Raw genomic sequence first — 25,623 nt, forward strand, 5'->3', positions numbered from 1 at the left:
CTTCAATGTGGTCAGTGCATAGCAATTCGCGCGCCAGGCCCATCGACTACCAAACAGTCAAGCACGCCGGGGTGTCATTGGTCTCCGGCGGAGCACGACTGAGGGGCGCTGGATGGCAAGCGCATGCTGATAAGCCGACATGTAAGGAGAGCCAGCCGATGGCTCCGGCTTTTTGACCGGCGTTAGCAGCCAAACGGCATCCGGCTCATGGACATCGGTGCGGGCCTGGACAAGCATCGAGCTAAGCGCACCACGCATGGTCGCGTCTAGCGCCCGGGCCACTTAACGCCGCAGCGGGGGCCACGGTCTTTAATAAACGGAGATCAACTGCACGCCACCCTCAGGCGACTCAGCTCCGAAGACGTCCTAGGAATTGGCCCCGCTTGTTGCGGCTTTAGAGTCTCAGCTCTCGTTTCCAAGCCAGCCCCACCCTTTTTCGTGACCGCGTTCACTCACAGGCACACCTGGGTGAACTTCAATGCACAGCCTGAGTCTCGCTTCGCCGTTATCGGTCAGCGGGGCCGTCTGCCCACACGCTTTCAAGGAGGAAATTGCGTGCTAGCCCGCTATTGCGCCCTCGTTTTATTCATCGCATCCCTCGCCCTTGCCGGCTGCTCCGGTAACTACAAATTCAACGATGACGAATATCGCCCTCTGGGCGATCCGCAAGCATCGACACGCAGCAGCTGACTCGCCAAGGAGAAGAAGCCATGGAACTGGTTTTCGATATGGTCAGTGCGCAGCAGTTCGCGCCGGGGCTGATCAGCAGTAAGACCTTCAAGCAGGCCGGCGGCATCATCGGCCGCGCTGAAGATTGTGACTGGGTAATCCCGGACCGTAAGCGGGTATTGTCCAGTCGACACGCCGAAGTAAGCTACCGCGACGGGGCGTTCTTCCTCACCGACACCAGCAGCAACGGCATCCAGCTCAAAGACACCGGCGCCAGCCTGGACAAAGGTCGGGCCCAGCGCATCGAGCATGGCAGCGTCTACTGCCTGGGTGACTTCGAAATTCGCGCGCGACTGATTCAGGACCCCGCTTCTTTCGAAGGCGACATTGGGCGCCCGCAGCCGGCCGGTAGCATCATCCCCGACGATGCCTTTCTTGACCTCGACCCGCTGACTGCGCTCGATCAGCAGGAGCGCGTCTACGCCGAGGTCGACGACCTGACTGCGGTGCTCGCGCCCCCACGCGCCCAAGCTCAGCAGCGCGACTATGCGCAGATCGACGAGGAGAGTCTGCGGGTTCCCGAATTAGTGATGCCCAAGGAGGCCACACCACCCCAGATCGCACCGGAGCCCGAACGTCTAGCACCAGATTTCTGGACGCGCTTCGGTGAAGCGCTCGGCGTCGATCTGGGCAGCCTGGACGAAGAAGCTCGTCAAGCATTGGCCCTCAAGGCTGCATGTCTGCTCAAGCAGAGCGTCGGTGGGCTTCAACAGGCGCTGCGCACCCGGGGCGAGCTGAAAAACGAGATGCGCCTGTCAGTGACCACTGTGCAGAGCGCCGGCAACAACCCGCTCAAGCACAGCATCGACAGCGGGGAAGCCCTGAACCTTCTGCTGCGCGGCGGCAAATCGGGGCAGCTACCCGCGGAACAGGCCATGGGGCGCGCTTACCGTGATCTTCAGGCACATCAAGTGGCCATGCTGGCCGCCAGTCGCGCTGCCATCAAAGGCATGCTGGAGCAATTGTCCCCAGATCAGCTGGCGCTGCGCTTCGAGCGTGACAACAAACCTCTTATTTCCACATCCGGTAACCGCTGGCGTGCCTATAAGCGGCTGCACTCGGCGATGCAGCGTGACGACGATTGGGGCGAACGTTTATTTGCTCGAGACTTCGCCCAGGCTTACGAGGAGCAGGCCCGCCTGATCGCCACGCTCAACACAGACCTTCAAGGATGATGTTCATGTCACGCTTTTTACCCGCCGCAGTGCTGGCGGCGCTTGCCGTTCTGAGCGGCTGCTCTGCCCTCTCGCCCAACTCAGACCTGACCAAGCTGGACCTGTCGCTGCAGGGGAGCGACAGGCTCAACCCCGACCTTAACGGCCGCCCGTCACCCGTCGTGATCCGCCTGTTGGAGCTCAAGCATCCGGTGGCCTTCGAGAACGCCGACTTCTTTTCGCTCTACCAGCGACCCAAGGAAGCCTTGTCCCCGGACATGGTGATTCAGGAAGAGCTGGAACTGCGGCCAGGGGAGCAGCGCGACCTCAAGCTGTTTGTTCAGGACGGTAGCCGCTATGTCGGCGTGATGGCCGCTTATCGCGACCTGCCCGAATCGAGCTGGAGTTTCGTTATCCCGCTGCAACACAAGGCGCAGAACCGCATTGAGCTGATGCTCGACGAGCACGGAATCAAGGCCATCGATCCGCTCGCGAAGGGAGACTGATCGATGAGCATGAACAAAGTCATCTGGCAGGAAGGCATGCTGTTGCGTCCACAGCATTTCCAGCAAAGCGATCGTTACTACGACGCGCAACTCAAGCTGCGGACACAGAAGTTAGGCCATTACGCCTGGGGCTTCTTCGGGCTGGAGATCGACCGTCAGTTCCTCAATATGGGCAAGCTGGTGCTTAGCCAGGCGAGTGGTCTACTTCCTGATGGCAGCCTGTTCGAGATTGGCGCAGAGCGTGAGCCACTGGCTCTGGACGTGCCGCCCAACACTGGCAATACGCCTGTGTACCTGGCGTTACCGCTGGTGACCGGCAATCACATCGAGAGCCGCCGTCCAGAACAGAAGGACGTACTGGCGCGCTACACCGCTTTCGACGAAGAGGTCACTGACTCCAACGCTGGCGACAGCAGCAGCAGCCAGGTCAGCACTGGGCGACCGGACTTTCGGCTGTTGCTGGGTGAGCAGCAGAGCGATCAGGCTTACGTGAAACTCAAGCTTTGCGACATCCTCGACACCACGCCGGATGGGGTCATCAGCCTCGACCCCGAGTACATACCGACCTTTATCGACTTCCAGGCATCCAGCTATCTACTGTCGTGCCTGAAAGAAGTGATCAGCATGCTGGGGCATCGCGGCGACATCCTGGCCGAGCGTATTCGCGCGACCGGCAAAGTAGGCGGCGCTGAAGTTGGTGACTTCATGATGTTGCAGCTGATCAACCGCTACGAACCCGTGCTACGCCATTACATGGGCATCGACCGGATCCATCCCGAACACATCTACCGTGAGCTGCTGGGGTTGCTGGGGGAACTGGCGACGTTCTCCAGCGAGACCAAGCGCCCTCGCCTGGAGGGTCGTTACCTGCACAACGATCAAGGGCTGTCGTTCCGCAAGCTGATGGATGCGATTCGCCAGGTGCTGTCGATGGTGCTTGAGCAGCATGCCATCGAGCTGCTACTGCAGCAGCGCCAGTACGGCATCCAGGTCTCACCACTGCACGATCACAAGCTGCTCGGCAGCGCCTCGTTCGTACTCGCAGCCAGCGCCCAATGTGACTCCGAAGAGTTGCGAACGCGCTTGCCAGCTCACCTCAAGGTCGGTCCGGTGGAGCGTATTCGCCAGTTGGTCAATCTTCACCTGCCGGGGATCAAGGTCAAACCGCTGCCGGTGGCGCCGCGGCAGATCCCATTTCATTCCGGCAAGACCTATTTCGCGCTGGAACTTAGTTCCGAGGAACTGGCGCAGCTGGAGCGTTCCGGCGGCTTCGCCTTCCACGTGTCCGGCGAATTTACCGGCCTTGAGCTGAAATTTTGGGCGATCAGGAACTGACCAACATGATCAGAGAAATGGACTACGCACAGGACGACAAGACCGTCATCCTCAATCGCCACGGCGATGCTCCGGCGCAAAGCCCGCTGACCGACTTCAGCGCGCCACCCAAATTCGAGCAGCTTGAAGAGCGGATGATCTACGCAGCGCGGCTGCGTCCGGCCGAAACCTTCAACATCAGCCTCAACCCATTGGTCGCGGCGGCCTCGTCACTGCTCTCGGAAGTGGTGCGGCTCAAGCACAGCTACGAAGGCGAAGACCTGCTCGTGCTGAACCAGCGCCTGTCCGGCGAACTCAAGCTGTTCGAACACCGGGCCCTGCACGATGGTGCGGAAAGCAGCCAGGTGATGGCCGCCCGTTATGTGTTATGCACGGCAATCGACGAGGCTGTGGTGACCACACCTTGGGGCAACGAAAGTGAATGGTCGCAGATGAGTCTGCTGTCCTCCTTCCACAACGAGACTTTTGGCGGCGAGAAGTTCTTCCAGCTACTCGAGCGCCTCTCGCGCAACCCGGTCAAGCACTTGCCGATGTTGGAGCTGATGTATCTCTGCCTGTCGCTGGGCTTCGAGGGCAAGTACCGGGTCATGCCGCGCGGCATGCTCGAACTCGAAGCGGTGCGAGACAGCCTCTACCGGCAGATTCGTCAACTGCGCGGCGACGTACCGCGCGAGGTCTCGCCGCACTGGCAGGGTCTGAAGGATACCCGCCGGCGCCTGGTACGCATCGTGCCGTGGTGGATGGTCGCGCTTTGCACCCTGATCTGCCTGGGGATGCTTTACGCCGGTTTCGCCTGGGTGCTGGGCGAGCAGCGCGAAACGGTCCTGCAACCATACCAATCCATCGATCCAACCATTCAGATCGAGCCCAAGCCGTAACAAGGACGTAACGCCATGAAGGTTTTTTTCGGCAAGCTTGCCGCGTTTTTCCGCAAGACCTGGGTATGGAGCCTGTGCGTCTTGCTGGCCCTGGACCTGTTGGTGTGGTTCGTCGGACCGCTACTGGCGGTGGATGACTACAAATTCTGGGAACCCTCGACCAGCCGCCTGCTGACCATTGCCGGCCTGTGCTTGGTCTGGGGGCTATTCATCGTATTCGCTAGCTGGCGTAGCACCCGCCGCAAAAAGGCCGAAGCCAGCGACGAAGAAATGCAGGAGCGACTTCGGCGTGAAGGCTTGGTCAGTGAGGAACAAGGCATCCTGAGCCAGCGCTACCGCGACGCCGTGCGCACGCTCAAGAGTTCGAGCCTGTACCGCGGGCGCAGTGAGAAATGGCGCAACGACCTGCCCTGGTACCTGTTGCTCGGCCCTCAGGGCAGTGGCAAAACCTCACTGCTGGACTTTTCCGGCCTCGACTTCCCGCTCAACCGCGGTGAAAACCAGCGTCTGACCAAGGATGTATCAGGCACCCGCTACGCTGACTGGTACTTCGCCGACCACGCCGTGCTGATCGATACCGCCGGCCGATACCTGACCCAACCGGACTCGGGAGTCGATGGCAAAGCTTGGGATACATTGCTTGGCCTGCTGCGCCGCCGCCGTGCACGGCCACTCAATGGCGTGCTGATCAACATCCCGGTCGAGCAGTTGCTGTACTCGAGCGAATTGGAGCTCGAGACACTGGCGCGCCAGAGCCGTCAGCGTTTACATGAAATTCACCAACGCCTCGGCGCCGACGTACCGGTTTATCTGGTGCTGAGTAAAGCGGACAAGGTGCTTGGCTTCGACGAGTTCTTCGATCAACTCTCGCGCGAAGAAAGCGATCAGGTCCTCGGCGCGAGCTTTCGCAAGGAGCAGGACGGCACCGACGTCAATGCAGTCCGGGGCGAGTTCGAGGAACTGCTGCGCCGACTCAACAGCCAGGTCATCCTGCGCATGCACCAGGAGCGCGACACCCAGCGCCGAGGTCGCATCCTCGATTTTCCACATCAGCTTGGCCAGATTGGCGAACGTCTGTGCCTGTTCGTCGAGCTGGCCTTCTCCGGCAACCGCTACCAGCGTGCCAGCCAACTGCGCGGGTTCTACCTGACCAGCGCACCGCAGCTGCAAGGTGAACTCGACCCGCTCACCAGCGGCATCGGACGCAACCTCGGTATGTCGAGCAGTACATTGCCGACGTTCCGTAGCGGTCGGGCGCGCTTCATTAATCATCTGCTAAGCCGCGTGATTTTCCCCGAGGCGGACCTGGCCGGCCTGGATCAGAAGGAAGTACGCCGCATCGACTGGGGTCAGCGCGCCCTGTATGCCGCGAGCTTCGCCTGCCTGGCACTGTTTGGTGCGCTCTGGGCAAACGGTTTCTCCGACAATCACGAACGACTCGAGCAGCTGCGCAACCTCGCTGACCAGCTGGGTCGCGAGCTCCAGGAAATCGCTCCCCAAGACGATGCATTGCGTACGCTCAAGGCGCTGGATACCAGCTATGCGGCCGCCCAGGTATTCCCAGATAAGGCTCAGGTGTCCTACCTGCAGCGCGGCGGGCTCTACCAGGGCGCGCTGGTCGATCCCACCGTCTATCAGGCCTACCGCCGCGAGCTGCAAACCCTGCTATTGCCTCGTGTTGCGCGTCAGCTCGAAGCCCAAATCCGCGCCAATCTCACTGATCGAGAGCGCCTGCTTGGCAGCTTGCGCGCCTACCTGATGCTCAACTTGGAAGAACGCCGCGACGACGACTTCCTCAAGGACTGGGTCGCCGCCGACTGGTCGCTGCGCTATGCCGGAAACGCCGTCGCGCAGAACGGTCTCAACACCCATTTCGAGCGGCTACTCAATGACGGATTCGCTCCTTATGCGCTTAACGACCAGCTCGTTACCGAGGCACGTCAGGTGCTGCGCAGCGAGTCGCTAGCCAACGTCGTCTATCGCATGTTGCGCGACCAGGCTCGCAGCTTGCCTGACTACCGGTTCAGTCAGCGTCTCGGCCCGCAGGGCGCATTGTTCAGCGGAAGCGACTACACAATTCCTGGCTTTTATACCCAGCATGGTTATCAGAAGTTTTATCTCGCCCAAGGCAGCGAGTTGGTACGCGAGATCCTCCGCGACAACTGGGTGCTCGGCGAAGGCGACAACTTGAGTCTGAAAGATGTTGGACGGCTAATGATTGAGATGGAGCAGCTCTATTTCCGTGACTACGCCAACTATTGGAGCGAAGCGGTAGCTCAGCTGGCGCTAGAGCCTATCGCAGGTGCTGGCCAGGGCGCGGCACTTCTCAGCGGCTTGAGCGCAGCCAATTCGCCGCTGCTGCAATTGCTGGTCGAGGTGCGCGATAACACCCGATTCGCCGGCGTAGCCGATGCCGCCGGCGATGCCACGGAGGCGGCCGATGCCCTCAAGGAAGCCAACGGCAAGCTCGGCAAGGCGGCCAAGCTGGCTTCGGCCGCTGCAGAGCAAACACAGGCAGCGTTAGCAAAGAACCTGCCTGATACGGCACGCAAAACACTCGAGCGCCGCTTCGAACCGCTGCATCGTTTGCTCGATGAAAACGCAGGCGCCAGCGCCGAGCTGGTCCCAACCCTGCAGGCCCTCGACGCACTTCAAATACAACTGGCTAGCCTGACCCACGCCAGCGCGCCTGATCAGGCGGCGTTCGAACTCGCCAAGGTGCGCATGGGCGGGCAACGTGATGCGATCAACCAGTTGCGGACGAGCGCAGCGCGCTTGCCACAACCGATCGGTAACTGGCTCGGCCTCCTCGCGGAAGACAGCTGGACGCTCGTTCTAAACGATGCCTATCACTACCTCAACCAGCGCTACCAGAGCGAGCTCTACGCGGTCTACAAAGGTTCGCTGCGCCAGCGCTATCCGTTCAGCGCCCACAGCGAGAGTGATGTGGCCATCGCTGACTTCAGGGAGTTCTTCAAGGCACAAGGCGTTGCTGACGGGTTCTTTGATCGCTACCTGAAAGCGTTCGTCAGCGGAAGCGCTGGCCATTATCAGCTTCGTCGAGTCGACGGCCGTGGCTTGCCCCTGTCACGCGAATTCCTATCGCAAATGAGCAACGCGCAAACCATCCGCCGCAGTTTCTTTGCCGAAAACCCGAACGAGCCGCAGATTCGTTTCAAACTCGAGCCTTACTCGTTGGATTCGAGCCTGGGTCGCGCCGACTTCCGCTTCGGCAATCAACAGATGGAATACCGCCACGGCCCGATCATGCAGACCGCCTTCAGCTGGCCAGCCGATGCAGATGACGGCCGTACCAGCCTGGTAGTCGAAGAGTTGGGCGGGCGCCGCGTCGGCATCGAGAAGAACTCCGGCCCCTGGTCGCTGTTCCGTCTGCTGGACCTGATGCAGGTCGACTACCACAGCGGTCGCGACGTGCTGATGCTCAAGGCCAATCTGGGAGGCCGCAACGCTAATTACCTGTTGCATAGTCAGCGCTCGCCGAACCCGTTCGACATCGCCCGGCTGCGTGACTTCAAGCTTCCGGCAACGCTCTGATGTCAGCCACCGCAAGCCTGGCTTACAGCTGGCGCAGCGCCGCGCGGACCGATACGGGTAAAGTTCGCGCGCGCAATGAAGACGCTTTTCTCGACCTACCCGAGAAGGGCCTATGGGTGGTGGCCGATGGGATGGGCGGCCACCACAACGGCGCGCTGGCCAGCCGTCTGATCGTCGAGCAACTCGCCGTGTTGCCTGAGGGCAATATGTCCGAGCGCCTGGTCAGCTTGCGCCGCTGCCTGCATGACCTTAACCGCAGGCTGGGACAGGAACTGACCGTCACGGCTGATCGCCCCGACCCCATAATCGGCAGCACCGTGGTTGCGCTGCTGATGGAGGCCGATCGCGCCGCCTGCGTCTGGGCTGGCGACAGCCGCTGCTACCTCTGGCGCCGCGGGCGGCTCTATCAGCTCTCGCGCGACCATTCGCTGCTGCAACAGCTGATCGACGAACAGAACCTGAACCCTGCCGAGGCTGCGCGTCATCCTGCCGCGCATGCCCTGACGCGCGCCATCGGCGCCAGCGAACAACTGACGCTGGATATCCTCGAGTTCGACGTATATCCAGGCGACACCTTGCTGTTGTGCAGCGACGGGCTCTACCAGAGCCTGTCGCCGGACAGTCTGGGAGCAGCGCTCAACGCGTCGTCAACGAGCCTGGCCCTGCAGCGGCTGTTTAACGAGGCCATGGACGGCCCGTGTCGAGACAACCTGAGCGCTGTGGTGATCCGCCTATGAACGAGCCCCTGCGTGCAGAGCCGGCATCAGACCGCACCTACTTCGCTTTCGCTGCCTCGGCCACCACGCCAGCGAGCCTCGCCACATCGGCCGCAGCCTCCGCCGCTAGCGACTTGCCCGAAGTCTTGGCAGGACGCTACCTGATCGAACGGCTGCTCGGCGTCGGCGGCATGGGCGCCGTTTACCGCGCACGGGACCTCCTGCGTGAGCAGTTTGGCGACCCGGAACCCTACATCGCCGTCAAAACCCTGAGCGACGAGTTCACCGAGTACCCCGACGCACACGCGCTGCTTTATACCGAGTTCGCGCTGACCGCACGTCTAAGCCATCGCCACGTCGTGCGGTTGTTCGGTTTTGACGTGGACGCCCTCAGCCAGCGCGCCTTCATTACGCTCGAACTGCTCAAGGGACCGACGCTCGACCAGTTGCTCAGCGAACGTCCCGAAGGCCTCACCTGGGACGAGTTACGCGAAATCGCCGTGCCGCTGATCGAAGCCTTGGCTTACTCCCACAGCCGCGGTGTCATTCACGGTGACATCAAACCAAGCAACGTAATACTGGCGGAGGATGGTCTGCGCTTGTTCGACTACGGGCTTGGCCAGCCGCTCGAAGGCGTGCTCAAGAACCTGCCTCGCCTGTCCCGCAACCGATTCAAGGCCTGGACCACGCGCTATGCAGCCCCTGAGCTTCTGGACGGCGGGGAGCCATCAGAAGCCAGCGATATGTACGCACTCAGTTGCCTGCTTTATGAAATGGCCAGCGGCAGCCACCCGTTCCGGCGGCTAAGTGCAAAGCAGGCAAAAGCGCTGGCCCTCGACAAGGAATTACGACGCCCACCGCACTTGGCTCATGGTTGGCTCACATTGCAGGCAGCGCTGGCGTTTGATGCTGATCAGCGCACAGCGAGCTTGACCCAACTGCTGGATATATTCCGTCGTCCCGCACCAAGCAGACTGCAGCGCTGGTTCGGGCGCGCCCATGGATGACAAGGAAACAAGGAAGCGCCATGTTCAACGCGGCCAATGAAACCCATTTCAGCCTCACCATCGAAGGCATCGATCACGACCTGCAGGTACTCGCCTTCAACGGTCGCGAGGCCATCAGCCAGCCCTACCGCTTCGACTTGGAGCTTGTCAGCGAGCACGCCGATCTGAATCTGCAAAGCCTGCTGCACCAGCCAGCCTTCCTAGCACTCTCGCCGGCAGGCAACGGTATCAATGGGGTGATCTATCGCGTCGCCCAGGGCCAGTCCGGCAAACGCTTGACCCGCTACCAGGTGACCATCGTTCCGCAACTGGCCTACCTCGCGCACCGCACCGATCAGCGCATCTTTCAACACCTGACCGTCCCGCAAATCATCGCTCAGGTGCTCGAGGGTCACGGCATACAAGCGGACGCCTATCGATTTCAGCTCGGCCCGGCGATCTATCCCGAGCGTGACTACTGCACTCAGTACGACGAAACCGACCTGCATTTCGTCCAGCGGCTGTGTGAAGAAGAAGGCATCCACTATCACTTCGAGCACTGCGCACAGGGCCATGTGCTGGTGTTCGGTGATGACCAGACGAGCTTCCCGAAACTCGGCCAGCCCACTGCGTACCTGCAGGACAGCGGGCTGGTCGCCGACGAGCCGGTGATCAAACGCTTCTCGGTGCGCCTGGAGACCCGCACCAACCGCGTCATCCGGCGCGATTACGACTTCGAACAGCCGCGCCTGGTGATGGAGGCCGCGCAGAAGGGCCAGCCGGCAGACGGGCAAAAATTGCCGGAGCCAGACCTAGAAGATTATGACTACCCGGGCCGCTTCACTGATCGCACACGCGGCAAGCACCTATCCCAGCGGTCCCTGGAACGCCACCGCGCCGACTACCGCCTGGCTGAAGGCCGAAGCGACCAGCCACGGCTGGTCAGCGGGCACCTACTGGAAATCTCAGATCACCCGCGCCGTGAATGGAATGACCTCTGGCTGCTCACCGAGGTGCTTCACGAAGGCAAACAGCCTCAGGTGCTGGAGGAGTCGGTTACGCAATCAGGCGAAAGCACAGATTTTACCCAAGGCTACCGCAACCGCTTCACCGCGACGCCCTGGGATATCCCTCACCGCCCTCCCCTGAACCACCCCAAGCCTAAGGTGCTCGGTAGCCAGAGCGCTGTGGTCACAGGCCCGGCCGGCGAAGAGATCCATTGCGATGAATACGGCCGCGTGAAGGTCCAGTTCTTCTGGGATCGCCACGGCCAAGCTGATGACAAGACAAGCTGCTGGCTACGCGTTAGTTCAAGCTGGGCAGGCGACCGTTACGGCGGCATAGCCATCCCACGCGTTGGGATGGAGGTGCTGATCACCTATTTGGAAGGCGACCCAGATCAGCCGCTTGTTACCGGTTGCCTGTACCACAAGGAGCATCAGGTCCCTTACGATCTGCCAGCCAACAGGACCCGCAGCGTCTTCAAGACGCTTAGCTCGCCCGGTGGTGACGGCTATAACGAGTTGCGCATCGAAGACCGCAAGGGCGCCGAGCAAATCTATATCCATGCCCAGCGCGACTGGGACGTGAACATCGAGCACGACCAGAAGATCCGCGTCGGCCACGAACGCCACGACACCGTCGAGAAGAACAGCTACAGCGAGTTCCGCGCCGAAGAACACCTGACCGTCGTCGGCCACCGCAAGGTCGAAGTCAAACCCGAAGATCACCTCACCGTCGGCCAGGCCCAGCACATCAAGCTCGGCACCGCCCAACTGACCAAAGCCGGCCGCGAGATTCACCTAAAAGCCGGCCAGAAGATGGTCATCGAAGCCGGCATCGAACTGACCCTGAAAGCAGGCGGCAGCTTTATCAAGCTCGACCCCGGCGGCATCACCGTCAGCGGCCCGATGATCAAGATCAACGCCGGTGGTGCGCCAGGTAAGGGATCAGGGATAAAGATCAAGCCGCCGGTGCCGCCGGGAATGGCAGATAGGGATAAGGCGGGGAGCCTGTTGGAACAGGCACCACCGGGCGAGGGAGCAAAGGTAACCAGCAAACGCAAGCGCTCTCTCAGTTTCTCAGGCTAGAAAAGGACAGGGGCGGCCGTCAGGCCAGCTCGAACAGTAAGGAAGCATCGATGGCCGAACACAAGCCGATCAACTGGGCATACCCGTTTCCCAGCAAGGAACCGAACAGCAATCCACTGCAGCTGATGATCCATATGGCCAACGCCAAGGGTGGCTACTACCCCACTGGGGAGAATGGCCTATGGCACGGCGGCGTACATTTCGACGAGGGCACGGCGGCGTTTTTCGATCAGTCGAGCGTGCGCTGTATAGCCGATGGCGAAGTGATTGCCTACCGCATCGACGAGCGCTACCCGGTCAGCGAATTCACTGACGAGATCCCGCGCGTGAAACGAGCGCCCTTTTCCACGGGATTCGTGCTGGTCAAGCACAGCCTCCAGCCACCGCCACTGAAGAACGCCGACGGCAGCATTACCGACGGACAAACTCCTCCAAGCCTGACCCTCTACAGCCTGTACATGCACCTGCTGGACTGGGCAGGCTACCAAGCGCAACCGGACCTGCCGCGCCCCGCCTTCTGGGAGACCAAGCGCTATACCGTGAATACGCAGAAGGACGGTCTGAGCGTCCGCGCAGGCCCGAGCAAGAACAGCACCAAGCTGTCAGAGCTGTGCAAGGGTGCCGAAATCACCATTGGCGAAACGGAAGGCGAATTCAGCAAGCTGATCAGCATCATCAGCGGGACGGCACAGCCCGCGCTGGCTGCTGAGGATGAAGGGCAACTGCCCGGCTATGTATCCACCAGTTTGCTCAAACCGCACAGCGAACCAACGGAATACGACAAGGTTGTCGTCCTCGAGAGCGGGCTGCCGATCAAGGCCGGTGATCTGATCGGCCATCCAGGCCTGTACCAGAACCACGACAGCGCCGCCCAGCACAGGGTCCATGTCGAACTGTTCAGCTGCGATGATGTACCTGCGTTCATCGCCCGAAGCCGCGCCTGGGCCAGCCGCTTGCCAGACGACCAGCAAACCCTGCTCAAGGTCTACAAAGGCGCCAGCAAACTGATCGCTCATCGAGAGGACATAGGTGCTGAGAATCCACCCAAACTCAGCGATGAAGGCTCGCAAGTCGGTGTCGACCTGATAATTCCGCAAACGCTGCTGGATGGATTGCCGGCTTCGCACAAGATTAAGGTCACCATCCCTGCCGAAGGCAGTACGCCAGCAAGCACAACCATATGGTGGCGACTGAACGGCCTGTTCGCCGACGAAAACGGCAACCCCATCGATGGCTGGCTCGCCGAACAGGAACTGATCACTACCCGCCATAGCCCTTGGGAATGGGAAGGCTTTCAGTGCGTCGAAGAAACCGGGACTGCTGTCGAGAAGCTTGCTTATAGTCTCAACGCCCGCCGCCTGCTGAGCACGGAAGAACAGCAAAACTACCGCGCCCAGATCAACAAGGCAGACGGTGCTCCCACCCTGACGTTGGCCCGGTTGCATGACATCGTCGACACAGACAAGGACAGCACACTGAGCAGCCGGGAAATCCGCGCTGCCCTAGCCAAACCTTGGCAGGCGCAACTGCTCGGACAGTTGATCACCGGACATGAAAGCGAATGGTTCTGGGAAAAAAGTAAATGGGATGAGCTGGATCCGTTACTGGAGGAAGAGCCTGGAACGCCCAATCCGATTTGGCAAAAGGAAAAGCAGCGAATCGAGAGGCTGAGCTGGTGGAGCGATCTAGCCGAAAAACACGGGATCGGTGGGAACGGGAAGGCATGGCACATCAACGCTCTTGGGCTTTCCAGCTGCCTTTCTTCACCCAAAGCGGAGGAGATAACCGTTCCCTTCCTAGAGAAGATGTTAAGCAAGCCCGGGGCCTGGTTTACTGGGCGTGGTGGGTCCCAACGCTTTATCACGATGTTCCGAGAACGTTACCCTGCCATCTACGATTTCGATAAAAAAGAGTTCGTGAATCTTTTGAATGCCGCCCTGATAAGGCACGGCATCATTACGGGTTACCAAAAAGCCCACTTCTTGGCACAGTGCTTCCATGAGTCGGCCCACTTTGAAACAACAATTGAGTTTGCGTCAGGAGAAGGATACAACCCGGGGAGACACCGGGATGCAGAAGCCAACGGGAATACTACATTCGGAGATGGACCTAAATATAAAGGAAAAGGGCTACTCCAGCTGACGTGGAAAAAGAACTACGCCACCTACTCCAAGTATAGCGGAATAGACTTTACGTCAGTACCCGACCTAATCGCTGCTGACATGTACAACGCTATAGACGTATCGTGCTGGTTCTGGAGAAACAACGGTGGCGTATACAAAAAGCACAATGCGAAAGGCGACATTAACATATTAATTGAGCGCGAAAAGGACAACGTCGAACTTGTCACCTTAGCCGTTAACGGTGGCGACAACGGACTAGATGAGCGCAAGGCAATATTTGAGGCGATTAAAAAAGAATGGAGACTTGAATAATGAAGCTAGTTTTACATCCTAGACGCTTCTGGAAAATGATCTTTTGCTTTGGCGTTGTACAAACGCTCTTCACTATGTCAACAATCAACTACTTGGCGGCAAACGAAGCTGGAATAAACAAGTTATCTAAAGACGGGCTGACGCTCGTTCTGACTGGCTCACCCTCATCGCCGGTAAAAGTATGCAAACAGGAAGAATGCGAACGCATTGGCTTTCCGAAGGGCATGCATGAGTCGATAGCAAATGGTTACTCGGATGCCTCACTGGAAGACCTGACAGGAGATGGAATTCCAGAATTAATCTTGACCCATGCCGAAGAAGGCAGCATTAACACTTGCTCAGCAATATACCGATACGACTCAATTCGAAGCTCTTTTGCTAAATTTAAAAGTATTTCAAAGCCGATCTGCAATTATACTCTGGAAGACAGCTACATAATCAGCCGCTATAGAAGCGGAGCGAAATGGCACGAAGATATCTATGCAATAGAAAGCGGCGACCCAGTTCTTAAGGTCACGGACAGCTGCCTCGGATGTGATTATATAGAGAGAACGGTTCACTTACTGGAAGATAAAGTGGAGCACCTACTCGTCACAAACGACTCAAACCATAACCAGCGCGTGCCATTATCAACAGTCGTCACATCCCATAAAGCGATACTGTACAAAGCGCCAAGCTTCGATCAAGCGACAACGATGTATTTAGTAACCGGTGACAAAGTAATCTTAACGGACTTCACCGAGACTGAAAGCAATTCTTTTTGGTATAAGATCAAATACTACTCCGCAACAGACAAGGTAATTCAAGCCTGGATTAGCTGCGACGACTTAGATATCTGCAAATAATAGGTGAACGCGGCAAGACGCATACCAAGCTTGCCCCATATCGGTAGCTCTAAGGTTAGTCAGACCTCCGACTGTATCGGGTCAAGATGCGAAGCCGGACGCCAGCCGTATCGACTCGGTCAATACTCTTTCGCCAGATAGAAAAAAGCCCCCGCCGGCGGGGGCTTTCAGTAACCAAAAGCTATATCAGTTCTTGGCTTTCTTCGCAGCGCGGTTGCGCTCGCCTTCGTCGAGGATCTTCTTGCGAAGACGGATCGACTTCGGCGTGACTTCGCACAGCTCGTCGTCCTGGATGAATTCCAGCGCCTGCTCCAGGGTGAACTTCACCGGCGGAACCAGGGCGATGGTTTCGTCCTTGCCCGATGCGCGCATGTTGTCGAGCTTCTTGCCCTTGGTGGGGTTGACGCCCATGTCGTTGTCACGGCTGTTCAGGCCGACGATCTGACCGTTGTAGATTTCCTGGCCGTGCTCGACGAACAGCTTGCCGCGCGCCTGCAGGGTTTCCAGGGAATAGGTCAGTGCCTTGCCGGTTTCGACCGATACCAGCACGCCGTTCTGACGACCGGACATGTGGCCGGACTTCATCACGTCGTAGCGGTCGAAGATCGAGGTCAGGATGCCCGCACCGTTGGTGATGGTCAGGAAGTGGTTACGGAAACCGATCAGGCCACGGGCCGGGATGTTGTATTCAAGGCGCACACGGCCCTTGCCATCCGGGACCATGTTGCTCAGGTCGCCCTTACGCAAGCCCATCTCTTCCATGACCTTGCCCTGAGCTTCTTCCGGGATGTCGATGGTGACGTTCTCGAACGGCTCGTGCTTGGCACCGTCAACGTCACGAATGATCACTTCCGGACGGCCTACGGCCATTTCGAAGCCTTCGCGGCGCATGTTCTCGATCAGTACCGACAGGTGCAGCTCACCACGGCCGGATACCTTGAACTTGTCGGCCGAGTCGCCTTCTTCAACGCGCAGGGCCACGTTGTACAGCAGCTCCTTGTCGAGACGGTCCTTGATGTTACGGCTGGTGACGAACTTGCCTTCCTTGCCGCAGAACGGTGAATCGTTGACCTGGAAGGTCATGGAAACGGTCGGCTCGTCAACGGTCAGCGGCTTCATCGCTTCGACGTTGTTCTGGTCGCACAGGGTGTCGGAGATGAACAGCTCATCCATACCGCTGATGCAGACGATGTCGCCGGCAGTGGCTTCTTCGACGTCGACACGGTGCAGACCGTGGTGACCCATCAGCTTGAGGATACGGCCGTTACGCTTCTTGCCATGCATGTCGATGGCAGTGACCGGGGTGTTCGGCTTGACGCGACCACGGGCGATACGGCCTACGCCGATGATGCCGAGGAAGCTGTTGTAGTCCAGCGCTGAGATCTGCATCTGGAACGGGCCGTCGATGTCGACATTCGGGGCCGGTACGTGATCGACGATGGCCTGGTACAGCGGGGTCATGTCTTCGGCCATGTCGGTGTGATCCAGACCGGCAATGCCGTTCAGGGCCGAGGCGTAGACGACCTGGAAGTCCAGCTGCTCTTCGGTGGCGCCGAGGTTGTCGAACAGGTCGAAGATCTGGTCCAGCACCCAATCAGGACGCGCGCCCGGACGGTCGACCTTGTTGATCACCACGATCGGACGCAGGCCGGCTTCGAAGGCCTTCTTGGTCACGAAGCGGGTTTGCGGCATAGGGCCGTCTTGAGCGTCAACCAGCAGCAGCACGGAGTCGACCATCGACATTACGCGCTCTACTTCGCCGCCGAAGTCGGCGTGGCCGGGGGTGTCGACGATGTTGATGCGATAGTCGTTCCAACGGATCGCAGTGTTCTTGGCGAGAATGGTGATACCACGCTCTTTTTCCTGGTCGTTCGAATCCATCACGCGCTCGTCGTTGAGCTCGCCGCGTTCCAGAGTGCCGGACTGACGCAGGAGCTTGTCGACCAGGGTAGTTTTGCCATGGTCAACGTGAGCGATGATGGCGATGTTGCGAAGATTGTCGATCACAGTAGTGGTCTCGTAGTTGGGTTGGGCTACTCGGCAAATGCTTCAAGCTGCCCAACGCGAAAAAATTGGATGAAGGGAAGAAATCGTTAGCGACGTGTTGCGGCGATTCAGCCGCAAAGCGGGTCGGGAGGGCGGTGGCGGATACTGCCGCCCAGCAGGCCGGGCTGTTTAGCTCGGACGATAAACGCGCACATTGACATGCCCCTCGCTCAGCAAATGATGAGCATGCAGGCGGCTCATGACACCTTTATCGCAATACAGCAGGTACTGGCGATTGTCGTCCAGTTCCTTGAATCGGTTGTTCAGTGCATAAAACGGCAATGTTTGCACTTCGATGCCCTGCAGTTGCAGAGGTTCGTCCTCGGCAAGGTCGGGATGGCGAATGTCGATGACAACCTGCCCGGCACTCGCCTCGATAACTTCTTCAACTTGCAAATCCTGGCCCAGCTCGTCGATCACCCGATCGATGGCCACTTGCCGGGCATTCGCCAGAGCGCGCTCGAGAATCGCCATGTCGAACTGTTTCTCTTCGTGCTCGACGCGATAGCGTTTGGCTTTGGTCGTCGGGTTCACCGAAATTACGCCACAGTACTCGGGCATGTTCTTGGCAAACTCCGCCGTACCGATCTCTAAAGCGGTGTCGATGATGTCCTGTTTGTGGCTGGCGATCAGCGGGCGCAGCACCAGCATATCGGTAGCTGAGTCGATAACCGACAAATTCGGCAGCGTCTGGCTCGAAACCTGAGAGATCGCTTCACCGGTTACCAGCGCGTCGATATGCAAACGTTCGGCGATCTGAGTCGAGACGCGCAGCATCATGCGTTTCAACACTACGCCCATGTGGCTGTTATCGACCTTCTCCAGGATCTCACCGACCACTTCCTCGAACGGCACGCTGATAAACAGTACGCGATGGGAGCTGCCGTACTTCTTCCATAAATAGTGGGCCACTTCCATCACGCCCAGCTCATGGGCGCGGCCACCCAGATTGAAGAAGCAGAAATGGGTCATCAACCCGCGGCGCATCATCTGATACGCCGCCACTGTGGAATCGAAACCGCCGGACATCAGTACCAGCGTTTGCTCAAGCGCGCCCAGCGGGTAGCCGCCAATACCGTCGTGCTGTGCATGCACGACAAACAGGCGCTGGTCGCGGATTTCCATCCGCACTTCGATTTCCGGTGCTTTGAGCGAGATGCCAGCGGCGCCGCACTGTTGGCGAAGCTCGCTGCCAACATATCGCTCTACATCCATCGAGCTGAATGGGTGCTTGCCTGCCCGCTTGCATCGCACGGCGAAGATCCTGCCCGGCAGACGGTCGGCGCAATGCGCTTTGCACTTGGCGAGGATGTCATCCAGATCGCCTAGCGGGTACTCGTGCACTTCCAAGCAATGGGCGATGCCCGGCGTGCAGCGCAGGCGCTCGATCATCTGGTGCAAGGTTTTCGAATCACTGAGCGCGGTTTCCACCTCAACGTTGTCCCACACCCCCTCCACCCGCAGTTCGGGATCGAGGTCGCGCAGCACGGTACGGATGTTCTTCGCCAATTGGCGAATGAAGCCCTTGCGTACCGGTGGGCTCTTAATGGTGATTTCGGGGAAAACCTTGACGATCAGCTTCATGGAAACAGCGCAGCGCCAGCATGGCGTGAAAAGAGGGGGGCGGAGTATATCGGAATTTGGTCAAGCTTTAGACAGTTTTATCGGAAAGCCCAACCTTGCACCCTTATGGAACAAGCTCATCATTTTTGCACCAACTTAGAGCGATCCTAAGCGGGCACAGCTGCACTAAACGACAGCGAGTGCGGCAAGACGGCTTAATAAGGGTGTTCGGATCCATCTCGGAGCACTGGCATGCAATTTGCTCCCTTGTGAGGCAGGTCGCCTTGACGGAGTATCGCCCGCTCGGCTTCACCCCCTAGATTCCGGAAGCATATCTGTCAACGCTTCCACCACTTGGAGAGCACCATGTCGAAGTCGCTTCAACTGATCAAAGATTACGATGTGAAGTGGATTGATCTGCGCTTCACCGACACCAAGGGCAAGCAGCACCACGTGACCGTTCCGGCGCGCGATGCTCACGACGAAGATTTCTTCGAGCACGGCAAAATGTTCGACGGCTCGTCCATCCATGGCTGGAAGGGCATCGAAGCCTCCGACATGATCCTGATGCCGGTCGATGAAACTGCCGTTCTGGATCCGTTCACCGAAGAGCCAACCCTGATTCTGGTCTGCGACATCGTCGAGCCAAGCACCATGCAGGGCTATGACCGCGACCCGCGCTCCATTGCCAAGCGCGCCGAGGAATTCCTCAAGTCCACTGGCATCGGCGACACTGTATTCGTTGGCCCGGAGCCTGAGTTCTTCATCTTCGACCAGGTGAAGTTCAAGTCCGACATCTCCGGCTCGATGTTCAAGATCTACTCCGAGCAAGGCTCCTGGATGACTGACCAGGACGTCGAAGGCGGCAACAAGGGCCATCGTCCGGCCGTGAAGGGTGGCTACTTCCCAGTTCCGCCGTGCGACCACGACCACGAAATCCGTACTGCCATGTGCAACGCCATGGAAGAGATGGGCCTGGTCGTCGAAGTGCATCACCACGAAGTGGCGACTGCCGGTCAGAACGAAATCGGCGTCAAGTTCAACACGCTGGTAAACAAGGCTGACGAAGTTCAGACCCTGAAGTACTGCGTGCACAACGTGGCCGATGTCTACGGCAAGACCGCGACCTTTATGCCGAAGCCGCTGTATGGCGACAACGGTTCGGGCATGCACGTACACATGTCGATCTCCAAAGACGGCAAGAACACCTTCGCTGGCGAAGGCTATGCCGGCCTGTCCGAGACCGCTCTGTACTTCATCGGCGGCATCATCAAGCACGGCAAGGCGCTGAACGGCTTCACCAACCCGGCCACTAACTCCTACAAGCGCCTGGTTCCGGGCTTCGAAGCACCGGTCATGCTGGCCTACTCGGCTCGTAACCGTTCCGCCTCGATCCGTATCCCGTACGTTTCCAGCCCGAAAGCTCGCCGTATCGAAGCGCGCTTCCCGGATCCGGCTGCCAACCCCTACCTGTGCTTCGCCGCACTGCTGATGGCTGGCCTGGACGGCATCCAAAACAAAATCCACCCCGGCGATGCTGCTGACAAGAACCTGTACGATCTGCCGCCAGAAGAAGGCAAGCTGATCCCGCAGGTCTGCGGAAGCCTGAAGGAAGCCCTGGAAGAACTCGACAAGGGCCGTGCGTTCCTGACCAAGGGCGGCGTGTTCTCCGATGACTTCATCGACGCCTACCTCGAGCTGAAGAGCGAGGAAGAAATCAAGGTCCGTACCTTCGTTCACCCGCTGGAATACGACCTGTACTACAGCGTCTAAGCCAGTCCGCGTGACAGAAAAGGCCTCCTTCGGGAGGCTTTTTCGTTTCTGCGATGTCACTAGCCAGTGACACCGACGTTGCGACAAGCGACCGAAGTGGCGTCGATCTCAAATCCCAAAGGTCGCACTTGCCTCGCCGCCTGCGCGGTGCAAGGCTTCCAGTCATCCCTACCGCGGAGCTTCCCATGCGCATTGCATTGTTCAGCCTGCTACTCGTCCTCATGGCTCCCGCCATGGCGCAGATCTACAAATACACTGACGACAAGGGCAACACCGTCTTCACCAATCAGCCACCCGAAGGCGTCGAGGCAAACGCTGTCGACCTTCCGCCCGCCAACACCGTTGATATCAAGACGCCCACAGCTCCGCCACCGTTGGCCAACGAGCAGAGCAGCGGGGAGCGCCAGCAACCCTATCGGAGCGTCGCGATCGGCGGTATTCCGGACGAGCAGGCGCTGCGCGCAAACAGCGGCACCTTTATCGTCAACGCTCAGCTCGATCCGCCGCTAAAGCAGGGTCACCAACTCCGCTTCCTACTTGACGGTGTTCCCCAGGCAGAACCCAGCAGCGCGACCGCACTGCAGTTGATAAATGTGGATCGCGGCACCCACCTGCTCGAAGTTCAGGTGCTCAGCGGGGGCCAAGTCGTGCAGCAGGCTGAGGAGCAGTTCACCGTTCAGCGCGTCCACACCTCCAGCCCGGCGCGCCGATGAGACGCACCACGCGGCTCGGGCTTTCGGCGCTGCTGCTAGCGTTCGCATTGCCCGCGAGCGCAGCCATTTACAGCTACATCGATGCCGAGGGTAACCGCGTATTCACCGATCGCCCGGGCGGCCACGCCGCCGAGCAGGTCGAGACCAAACCGGCTAACAGCATGGCGGCACAGCCCGTACCGCCGCCGAAGCAAGCGGTTAAGGTTCTAAAGGCGACCACACCAGGCTACACATTGCTCGATATCGTGCAGCCCGATCCCGACGCCACCATTCGCAACAATGCCGGTGAGCTGGCCGTCAGTGTGACCAGTACCCCTACCCTGCATCCGGGCCATCAGTATCGGTTGCTGCTTGATGGTGCGGCTGTGGGCGCGCCCGGTGAAAGCCCGGCATTGATGCTGCAAAACGTCGACCGAGGTAGCCACCAGTTGGTGGTCGAAGTGATCGACAGCCAGGGCGAGCGCCTGCAGGCCAGCGCGCCTCGCGTGTTCCACATGATGCGCACTTCCCTTGCGCAACGCCGCATGGTCAACCCATGCAAGAAAGGCGATTACGGCGTTCGCCCAGAGTGTCCGCTGAAGGATAAACCGAAGGAAAAGAAAGATATTCCATTCGTGCCCTTTCTGTGACCATGCTGCGCACCTGAATGGTGCATAGTTTAAGCCATCTTGTTTAGCGCTCCCCTTCCGGATCGACGCCCTGCTCTGGAGCGCTAGTGCTCGCGGCGCCGCGCCGAAAAGGAGCGCCTTGGTTTGCTTCTTGCATTTCCTGACGTACACCCCGGATGCAGACTGCCATGATCAACGAAGCCCTACAGCGCCTGCTGATCGAGAATCTCACCACCGCTACCCTTTTGCTTAATTCACGGTTGCGCCTGGAATACATGAACCCCGCTGCCGAGATGCTGCTGGCAGTCAGCGGCCAACGTAGCCACGGCCAGTTCATCAGCGAACTGTTCACCGAGTCGTCGGAAGCCCTGGCGGCATTGCGCCTTGCCGTCGAAGAAGCCCATCCGTTTACCAAGCGGGAAGCGACCCTGACATCCGCCAGCGGCCAGACGCTGACCGTCGACTACGCCGTGACGCCGGTACTGACGAAGCAGGAGACGATGCTGCTGCTGGAAGTGCTGCCACGCGACCGGCTGCTGCGCATCACCAAGGAAGAGGCGCAGCTGTCCAAGCAGGAAACCACCAAGATGCTGGTCCGCGGGCTTGCCCATGAAATCAAGAACCCGCTTGGCGGAATACGCGGCGCCGCCCAACTGCTGGCTCGCGAACTGCCCGAAGAACACCTCAAGGATTACACCGAAGTCATCATCGAAGAGGCCGACCGCCTGCGTAACCTGGTCGATCGGATGCTCGGCTCAAACAAGTTGCCATCGTTGGCGATGACCAACATTCACGAGGTGCTCGAACATGTCGCCAGCCTGATCGAAGCCGAATGCCAAGGCAGCCTCATTTTGGTGCGTGATTACGACCCAAGTATTCCCGAGGTCCTGATGGACCACGAGCAGATGATTCAGGCCGTGCTCAACATCATGCGTAACGCCATGCAGGCGCTTGCCGGGCAAACCGAACTGGGGCTGGGCCGCCTGACGCTACGTACTCGCACGCTGCGCCAGTTCACCATTGGTCATATCCGCCATCGGCTGGTCGCCCGGATCGAAATCATCGACAACGGGCCAGGCATTCCCGCCGAACTGCAGAACACGCTTTTCTACCCGATGGTCAGCGGCCGCCCCGACGGCACCGGTCTCGGCCTGGCCATTACCCAGAACATCATCAGCCAGCATCAGGGACTGATCGAATGCGAAAGCCATCCCGGGCACACCTCGTTTTCGATCTTCCTGCCGCTGGAACAAGGAGTACCAACCGCATGAGCCGCAGCGAAACTGTCTGGATTGTCGACGATGACCGCTCCATCCGCTGGGTCCTGGAGAAAGCGCTGCAACAGGAAGGCATGACCACCCAAAGCTTCGAAAGCGCTGATGGTGTACTGGCGAAACTCGCACGGCAGCAGCCGGATGTGATCATTTCCGACATCCGCATGCCGGGTGTGAGCGGTCTCGACATGCTGGCGCAGATCCGCGACCTCTACCCGCGCCTGCCCGTGATCATCATGACCGCGCATTCGGACCTCGACAGCGCGGTAGCCTCCTACCAGGGCGGCGCGTTCGAATACCTGCCCAAGCCTTTCGATGTGGATGAAGCGGTATCGCTGGTCAAGCGCGCCAACCAGCATGCCAAAGAGCAGCAAGGGCTCAAGGCACCCGTCGATCAACGCCACACAACGGAAATCATCGGCGAAGCACCAGCGATGCAGGAAGTGTTTCGCGCCATTGGCCGCCTCTCCCACTCAAACATCACTGTGTTGATCAACGGTGAGTCCGGTACCGGAAAGGAGCTGGTCGCTCATGCCTTGCACCGGCATAGCCCACGTTCGGCCTCCCCATTTATTGCGCTGAATATGGCCGCGATTCCAAAGGATCTGATGGAATCGGAGCTGTTCGGTCACGAGAAAGGGGCCTTCACCGGTGCTGCCAACCAGCGTCGTGGCCGCTTCGAGCAGGCCGATGGCGGCACGCTGTTCCTCGACGAGATCGGTGACATGCCCGCCGACACCCAGACCCGCCTCCTGCGCGTACTGGCTGACGGCGAGTTCTATCGGGTCGGCGGTCATACACCGGTCAAGGTCGACGTACGCATCATTGCCGCTACCCACCAGGACCTGGAAACCTTGGTTCAGGCCGGCAAGTTTCGCGAAGACCTGTTTCATCGGCTGAATGTCATCCGCATCCATATCCCACGCCTGTCCGACCGCCGCGAAGACATTCCGACGCTGGCCTCACATTTCCTTGCCAGTGCCGCTACCGAACTGGCAGTCGAGACCAAGCTGCTCAAGCCCGAAACCGAGGAATACCTGCAAAACCTGCCGTGGCCGGGCAACGTGCGCCAGCTGGAGAACACCTGCCGCTGGATCACGGTGATGGCGTCCGGGCGCGAAGTGCATGTCGACGACCTGCCCCCGGAACTGCTCAATCAGCCGGCCGATGCCATGCCGTCGAACAACTGGGAGCAGGCGCTGCGCCATTGGGCCGACCTGGCACTGGCTCGCGGCCAATCGAATCTGCTCGACGAGGCGGTACCGGCTTTCGAACGCATCATGATCGAGACTGCACTCAAGCACACCGCCGGCCGCCGCCGTGATGCGGCTCTGCTATTGGGCTGGGGACGGAATACGCTGACGCGCAAAATCAAAGAGCTGGGAATGGGCGACAGCGCAGACGAGGATGAGGGCGACGAAGCCTGACCTGAACTGGCGCAGCCAGCGGCTGCGCCTTAGCGCGGCTTGACCTCGACCAGCAAGCGCCACTCGCCATCGATTTTTTCACCCGACCAGGCCGCTACGAGCGGTCGGGTCGCCACAAAATGCAGCAACAACCCCTTCTCGGTCGTCTGCACGCGCCAGCCAGCACTGGTGCTCCCAACCGCTATACGCCCGGCATCGGCGCTGCCCTTGGACTGAAACAGCATGCCCACGGCGCCTTCGACGTCCTGGCTGTAGAGCTCCGGCTCGCGGTTAAACCATAGCTGCAGCCCACTCGCTACAGGCTCGATACGCAACAGCTCGGCCGGGCCAGGCCGAAAGACGTGGCCGAGAAAAGAGCCGAACAACAGCCCGAGCAGCACCAGCGAGCCGAAAAAGCGCCGGCGAAGGCGAGGTAGCGGGTCGTTAGCCGCAGTAGAATGCCGGTCGTTTTCAGAGTCGGTGCCGCGCATGTTTCATGTAATCCTTTTTCAACCGGAGATTCCGCCGAATACCGGCAACATTATCAGGCTCTGCGCCAATGCCGGTTGTAGCCTGCACCTGATCGAACCGCTGGGCTTTGAGCTGGATGACAAACGGTTGCGCCGCGCCGGGCTGGATTATCACGAGTACGCGCCGCTCAAGCGACACGCCGATCTCGATAGTTGCCTAGAGAGCCTCGGCCGCCCTCGCCTGTTCGCCTTTACCACCAAAGGCTCACAACCCTTTCATGAGGTTCGGTTTCAGCGCGGCGATGCCTTCCTGTTCGGCCCGGAAAGCCGCGGTTTGCCGCCGGAGATCCGCGACGCGCTGCCCAACGAGCAGCGCCTGCGCCTGCCGATGCGTCCAGACAGCCGCAGTCTGAACCTCTCCAACACCGTGGCCGTCGCCGTCTACGAGGCCTGGCGACAGCTGGACTTCGCGCTGCAATAGCGCTGCCTCGCTAACAGCGGGCCCGTGCGTGTCGCTTGGCAATCCGTAGCGCTCAGCCCT

20 protein-coding genes are annotated in these 25,623 nt (G+C 59.5%); 17 read left to right on the top strand and 3 right to left on the bottom strand.

Features of this window, described 5'->3' with window-relative positions; all coding sequences use genetic code 11:
• The first annotated feature begins 555 nt into the window (after positions 1 to 555).
• Genes ACQKIK_RS16585 through ACQKIK_RS16635 form a run of 11 tightly spaced genes read left to right on the top strand, consistent with a single transcriptional unit; the run spans position 556 to position 15,229 of the window.
• Complete coding sequence (locus ACQKIK_RS16585) at positions 556 to 690, top strand: hypothetical protein (RefSeq protein WP_045422479.1); 135 nt, start codon at positions 556 to 558, stop codon at positions 688 to 690.
• 20 nt (positions 691 to 710) lie between these two features.
• Positions 711 to 1,904 carry a type VI secretion system-associated FHA domain protein TagH gene (gene tagH / locus ACQKIK_RS16590; protein WP_499136757.1) on the top strand — a complete coding sequence of 398 codons (1,194 nt, stop codon included), beginning with the start codon at positions 711 to 713 and terminating at the stop codon, positions 1,902 to 1,904.
• Between the two features lie 5 nt (positions 1,905 to 1,909).
• Entirely contained in the window at positions 1,910 to 2,389 is a 480-nt protein-coding gene (gene tssJ / locus ACQKIK_RS16595) for a type VI secretion system lipoprotein TssJ (protein WP_499136758.1), read from the top strand.
• A 3-nt stretch (positions 2,390 to 2,392) separates the two neighbouring features.
• Complete coding sequence (gene tssK, locus ACQKIK_RS16600; protein WP_045422483.1) at positions 2,393 to 3,724, top strand: type VI secretion system baseplate subunit TssK; 1,332 nt, start codon at positions 2,393 to 2,395, stop codon at positions 3,722 to 3,724.
• A gap of 5 nt (positions 3,725 to 3,729) precedes the next feature.
• Complete coding sequence (gene icmH, locus ACQKIK_RS16605; RefSeq protein ID WP_499136759.1) at positions 3,730 to 4,602, top strand: type IVB secretion system protein IcmH/DotU; 873 nt, start codon at positions 3,730 to 3,732, stop codon at positions 4,600 to 4,602.
• 15 nt (positions 4,603 to 4,617) lie between these two features.
• Positions 4,618 to 8,157: a type VI secretion system membrane subunit TssM gene (gene tssM / locus ACQKIK_RS16610; RefSeq protein ID WP_499136760.1), complete on the top strand. Its 3,540-nt coding sequence runs from the start codon at positions 4,618 to 4,620 to the stop codon at positions 8,155 to 8,157.
• Positions 8,157 to 8,894: a PP2C family protein-serine/threonine phosphatase gene (locus ACQKIK_RS16615; RefSeq protein ID WP_499136761.1), complete on the top strand. Its 738-nt coding sequence runs from the start codon at positions 8,157 to 8,159 to the stop codon at positions 8,892 to 8,894. The genes tssM and ACQKIK_RS16615 overlap by 1 nt, the downstream gene beginning before the upstream one ends.
• Entirely contained in the window at positions 8,891 to 9,880 is a 990-nt protein-coding gene (locus tag ACQKIK_RS16620; RefSeq protein WP_499136762.1) for a serine/threonine-protein kinase, read from the top strand. The genes ACQKIK_RS16615 and ACQKIK_RS16620 overlap by 4 nt, the downstream gene beginning before the upstream one ends.
• 20 nt (positions 9,881 to 9,900) lie before the next feature.
• The gene (locus ACQKIK_RS16625) at positions 9,901 to 11,949 is read left to right on the top strand and encodes a type VI secretion system Vgr family protein (protein WP_499136763.1); all 2,049 of its coding nucleotides are present in this window, start codon (positions 9,901 to 9,903) and stop codon (positions 11,947 to 11,949) included.
• A 50-nt stretch (positions 11,950 to 11,999) separates the two neighbouring features.
• The gene (locus ACQKIK_RS16630; protein WP_499136764.1) at positions 12,000 to 14,384 is read left to right on the top strand and encodes a glycoside hydrolase family 19 protein; all 2,385 of its coding nucleotides are present in this window, start codon (positions 12,000 to 12,002) and stop codon (positions 14,382 to 14,384) included.
• Entirely contained in the window at positions 14,384 to 15,229 is an 846-nt protein-coding gene (locus ACQKIK_RS16635; RefSeq protein ID WP_499136766.1) for a hypothetical protein, read from the top strand. The genes ACQKIK_RS16630 and ACQKIK_RS16635 overlap by 1 nt, the downstream gene beginning before the upstream one ends.
• 186 nt (positions 15,230 to 15,415) lie before the next feature.
• On the opposite strand, the gene typA is transcribed toward ACQKIK_RS16635, so the two are convergent.
• Positions 15,416 to 17,236 carry a translational GTPase TypA gene (typA, locus tag ACQKIK_RS16640; protein ID WP_499136767.1) on the bottom strand — a complete coding sequence of 607 codons (1,821 nt, stop codon included), beginning with the start codon at positions 17,234 to 17,236 and terminating at the stop codon, positions 15,416 to 15,418.
• Between the two features lie 168 nt (positions 17,237 to 17,404).
• The gene (thiI, locus tag ACQKIK_RS16645; protein ID WP_499136769.1) at positions 17,405 to 18,859 is read right to left on the bottom strand and encodes a tRNA uracil 4-sulfurtransferase ThiI; all 1,455 of its coding nucleotides are present in this window, start codon (positions 18,857 to 18,859) and stop codon (positions 17,405 to 17,407) included.
• A gap of 345 nt (positions 18,860 to 19,204) precedes the next feature.
• On the opposite strand from thiI, the gene glnA reads away from it, so the two are divergent.
• The 5 genes from glnA to ntrC all read left to right on the top strand — a co-directional run bounded on the left by glnA (position 19,205) and on the right by ntrC (position 24,633).
• A complete protein-coding gene (glnA, locus tag ACQKIK_RS16650; RefSeq protein WP_045422502.1) occupies positions 19,205 to 20,611 on the top strand; it encodes a glutamate--ammonia ligase in 1,407 nt (468 codons plus the stop codon).
• Between the two features lie 185 nt (positions 20,612 to 20,796).
• Entirely contained in the window at positions 20,797 to 21,324 is a 528-nt protein-coding gene (locus tag ACQKIK_RS16655) for a DUF4124 domain-containing protein (protein WP_499136771.1), read from the top strand.
• Entirely contained in the window at positions 21,321 to 21,953 is a 633-nt protein-coding gene (locus tag ACQKIK_RS16660) for a DUF4124 domain-containing protein (protein WP_499136772.1), read from the top strand. The genes ACQKIK_RS16655 and ACQKIK_RS16660 overlap by 4 nt, the downstream gene beginning before the upstream one ends.
• Before the next feature lie 167 nt (positions 21,954 to 22,120).
• Complete coding sequence (gene glnL / locus ACQKIK_RS16665; RefSeq protein WP_046163551.1) at positions 22,121 to 23,203, top strand: nitrogen regulation protein NR(II); 1,083 nt, start codon at positions 22,121 to 22,123, stop codon at positions 23,201 to 23,203.
• Positions 23,200 to 24,633 (top strand): nitrogen regulation protein NR(I), encoded by a 1,434-nt coding sequence (gene ntrC / locus ACQKIK_RS16670; RefSeq protein ID WP_064481256.1) that lies wholly within the window; start codon positions 23,200 to 23,202, stop codon positions 24,631 to 24,633. Before glnL ends, ntrC begins: the two co-directional genes overlap by 4 nt.
• A gap of 29 nt (positions 24,634 to 24,662) precedes the next feature.
• Here ntrC and ACQKIK_RS16675 read toward each other — a convergent pair whose 3' ends face one another.
• The gene (locus tag ACQKIK_RS16675) at positions 24,663 to 25,103 is read right to left on the bottom strand and encodes a hypothetical protein (protein WP_045422510.1); all 441 of its coding nucleotides are present in this window, start codon (positions 25,101 to 25,103) and stop codon (positions 24,663 to 24,665) included.
• On the opposite strand from ACQKIK_RS16675, the gene trmL reads away from it, so the two are divergent.
• Positions 25,102 to 25,563 carry a tRNA (uridine(34)/cytosine(34)/5-carboxymethylaminomethyluridine(34)-2'-O)-methyltransferase TrmL gene (trmL, locus tag ACQKIK_RS16680; protein WP_463308635.1) on the top strand — a complete coding sequence of 154 codons (462 nt, stop codon included), beginning with the start codon at positions 25,102 to 25,104 and terminating at the stop codon, positions 25,561 to 25,563. The two genes, ACQKIK_RS16675 and trmL, sit on opposite strands and share 2 nt — an antisense overlap.
• Positions 25,564 to 25,623: the final 60 nt, after the last annotated feature.

Source organism: Pseudomonas sp. NPDC047961 (assembly GCF_050272435.1).
In the GTDB taxonomy this organism is placed as follows: Bacteria; Pseudomonadota; Gammaproteobacteria; order Pseudomonadales; family Pseudomonadaceae; genus Stutzerimonas.

Excerpts from the sequence above, each read along its gene's own strand:
- tagH (WP_499136757.1), top strand. The coding sequence starts at position 711 with ATGGAACTGGTTTTCGATATGGTCAGTGCGCAGCAGTTCGCGCCGGGG.
- tssJ (WP_499136758.1), top strand. The coding sequence starts at position 1,910 with ATGTCACGCTTTTTACCCGCCGCAGTGCTGGCGGCGCTTGCCGTTCTG.
- tssK (WP_045422483.1), top strand. The coding sequence starts at position 2,393 with ATGAGCATGAACAAAGTCATCTGGCAGGAAGGCATGCTGTTGCGTCCA.
- icmH (WP_499136759.1), top strand. The coding sequence starts at position 3,730 with ATGATCAGAGAAATGGACTACGCACAGGACGACAAGACCGTCATCCTC.
- tssM (WP_499136760.1), top strand. The coding sequence starts at position 4,618 with ATGAAGGTTTTTTTCGGCAAGCTTGCCGCGTTTTTCCGCAAGACCTGG.
- ACQKIK_RS16615 (WP_499136761.1), top strand. The coding sequence starts at position 8,157 with ATGTCAGCCACCGCAAGCCTGGCTTACAGCTGGCGCAGCGCCGCGCGG.
- ACQKIK_RS16620 (WP_499136762.1), top strand. The coding sequence starts at position 8,891 with ATGAACGAGCCCCTGCGTGCAGAGCCGGCATCAGACCGCACCTACTTC.
- ACQKIK_RS16625 (WP_499136763.1), top strand. The coding sequence starts at position 9,901 with ATGTTCAACGCGGCCAATGAAACCCATTTCAGCCTCACCATCGAAGGC.
- ACQKIK_RS16630 (WP_499136764.1), top strand. The coding sequence starts at position 12,000 with ATGGCCGAACACAAGCCGATCAACTGGGCATACCCGTTTCCCAGCAAG.
- ACQKIK_RS16635 (WP_499136766.1), top strand. The coding sequence starts at position 14,384 with ATGAAGCTAGTTTTACATCCTAGACGCTTCTGGAAAATGATCTTTTGC.
- thiI (WP_499136769.1), bottom strand. The coding sequence starts at position 18,859 with ATGAAGCTGATCGTCAAGGTTTTCCCCGAAATCACCATTAAGAGCCCA.
- glnA (WP_045422502.1), top strand. The coding sequence starts at position 19,205 with ATGTCGAAGTCGCTTCAACTGATCAAAGATTACGATGTGAAGTGGATT.
- ACQKIK_RS16655 (WP_499136771.1), top strand. The coding sequence starts at position 20,797 with ATGCGCATTGCATTGTTCAGCCTGCTACTCGTCCTCATGGCTCCCGCC.
- ACQKIK_RS16660 (WP_499136772.1), top strand. The coding sequence starts at position 21,321 with ATGAGACGCACCACGCGGCTCGGGCTTTCGGCGCTGCTGCTAGCGTTC.
- glnL (WP_046163551.1), top strand. The coding sequence starts at position 22,121 with ATGATCAACGAAGCCCTACAGCGCCTGCTGATCGAGAATCTCACCACC.
- ntrC (WP_064481256.1), top strand. The coding sequence starts at position 23,200 with ATGAGCCGCAGCGAAACTGTCTGGATTGTCGACGATGACCGCTCCATC.
- trmL (WP_463308635.1), top strand. The coding sequence starts at position 25,102 with ATGTTTCATGTAATCCTTTTTCAACCGGAGATTCCGCCGAATACCGGC.
- ACQKIK_RS16675 (WP_045422510.1), bottom strand. The coding sequence starts at position 25,103 with ATGCGCGGCACCGACTCTGAAAACGACCGGCATTCTACTGCGGCTAAC.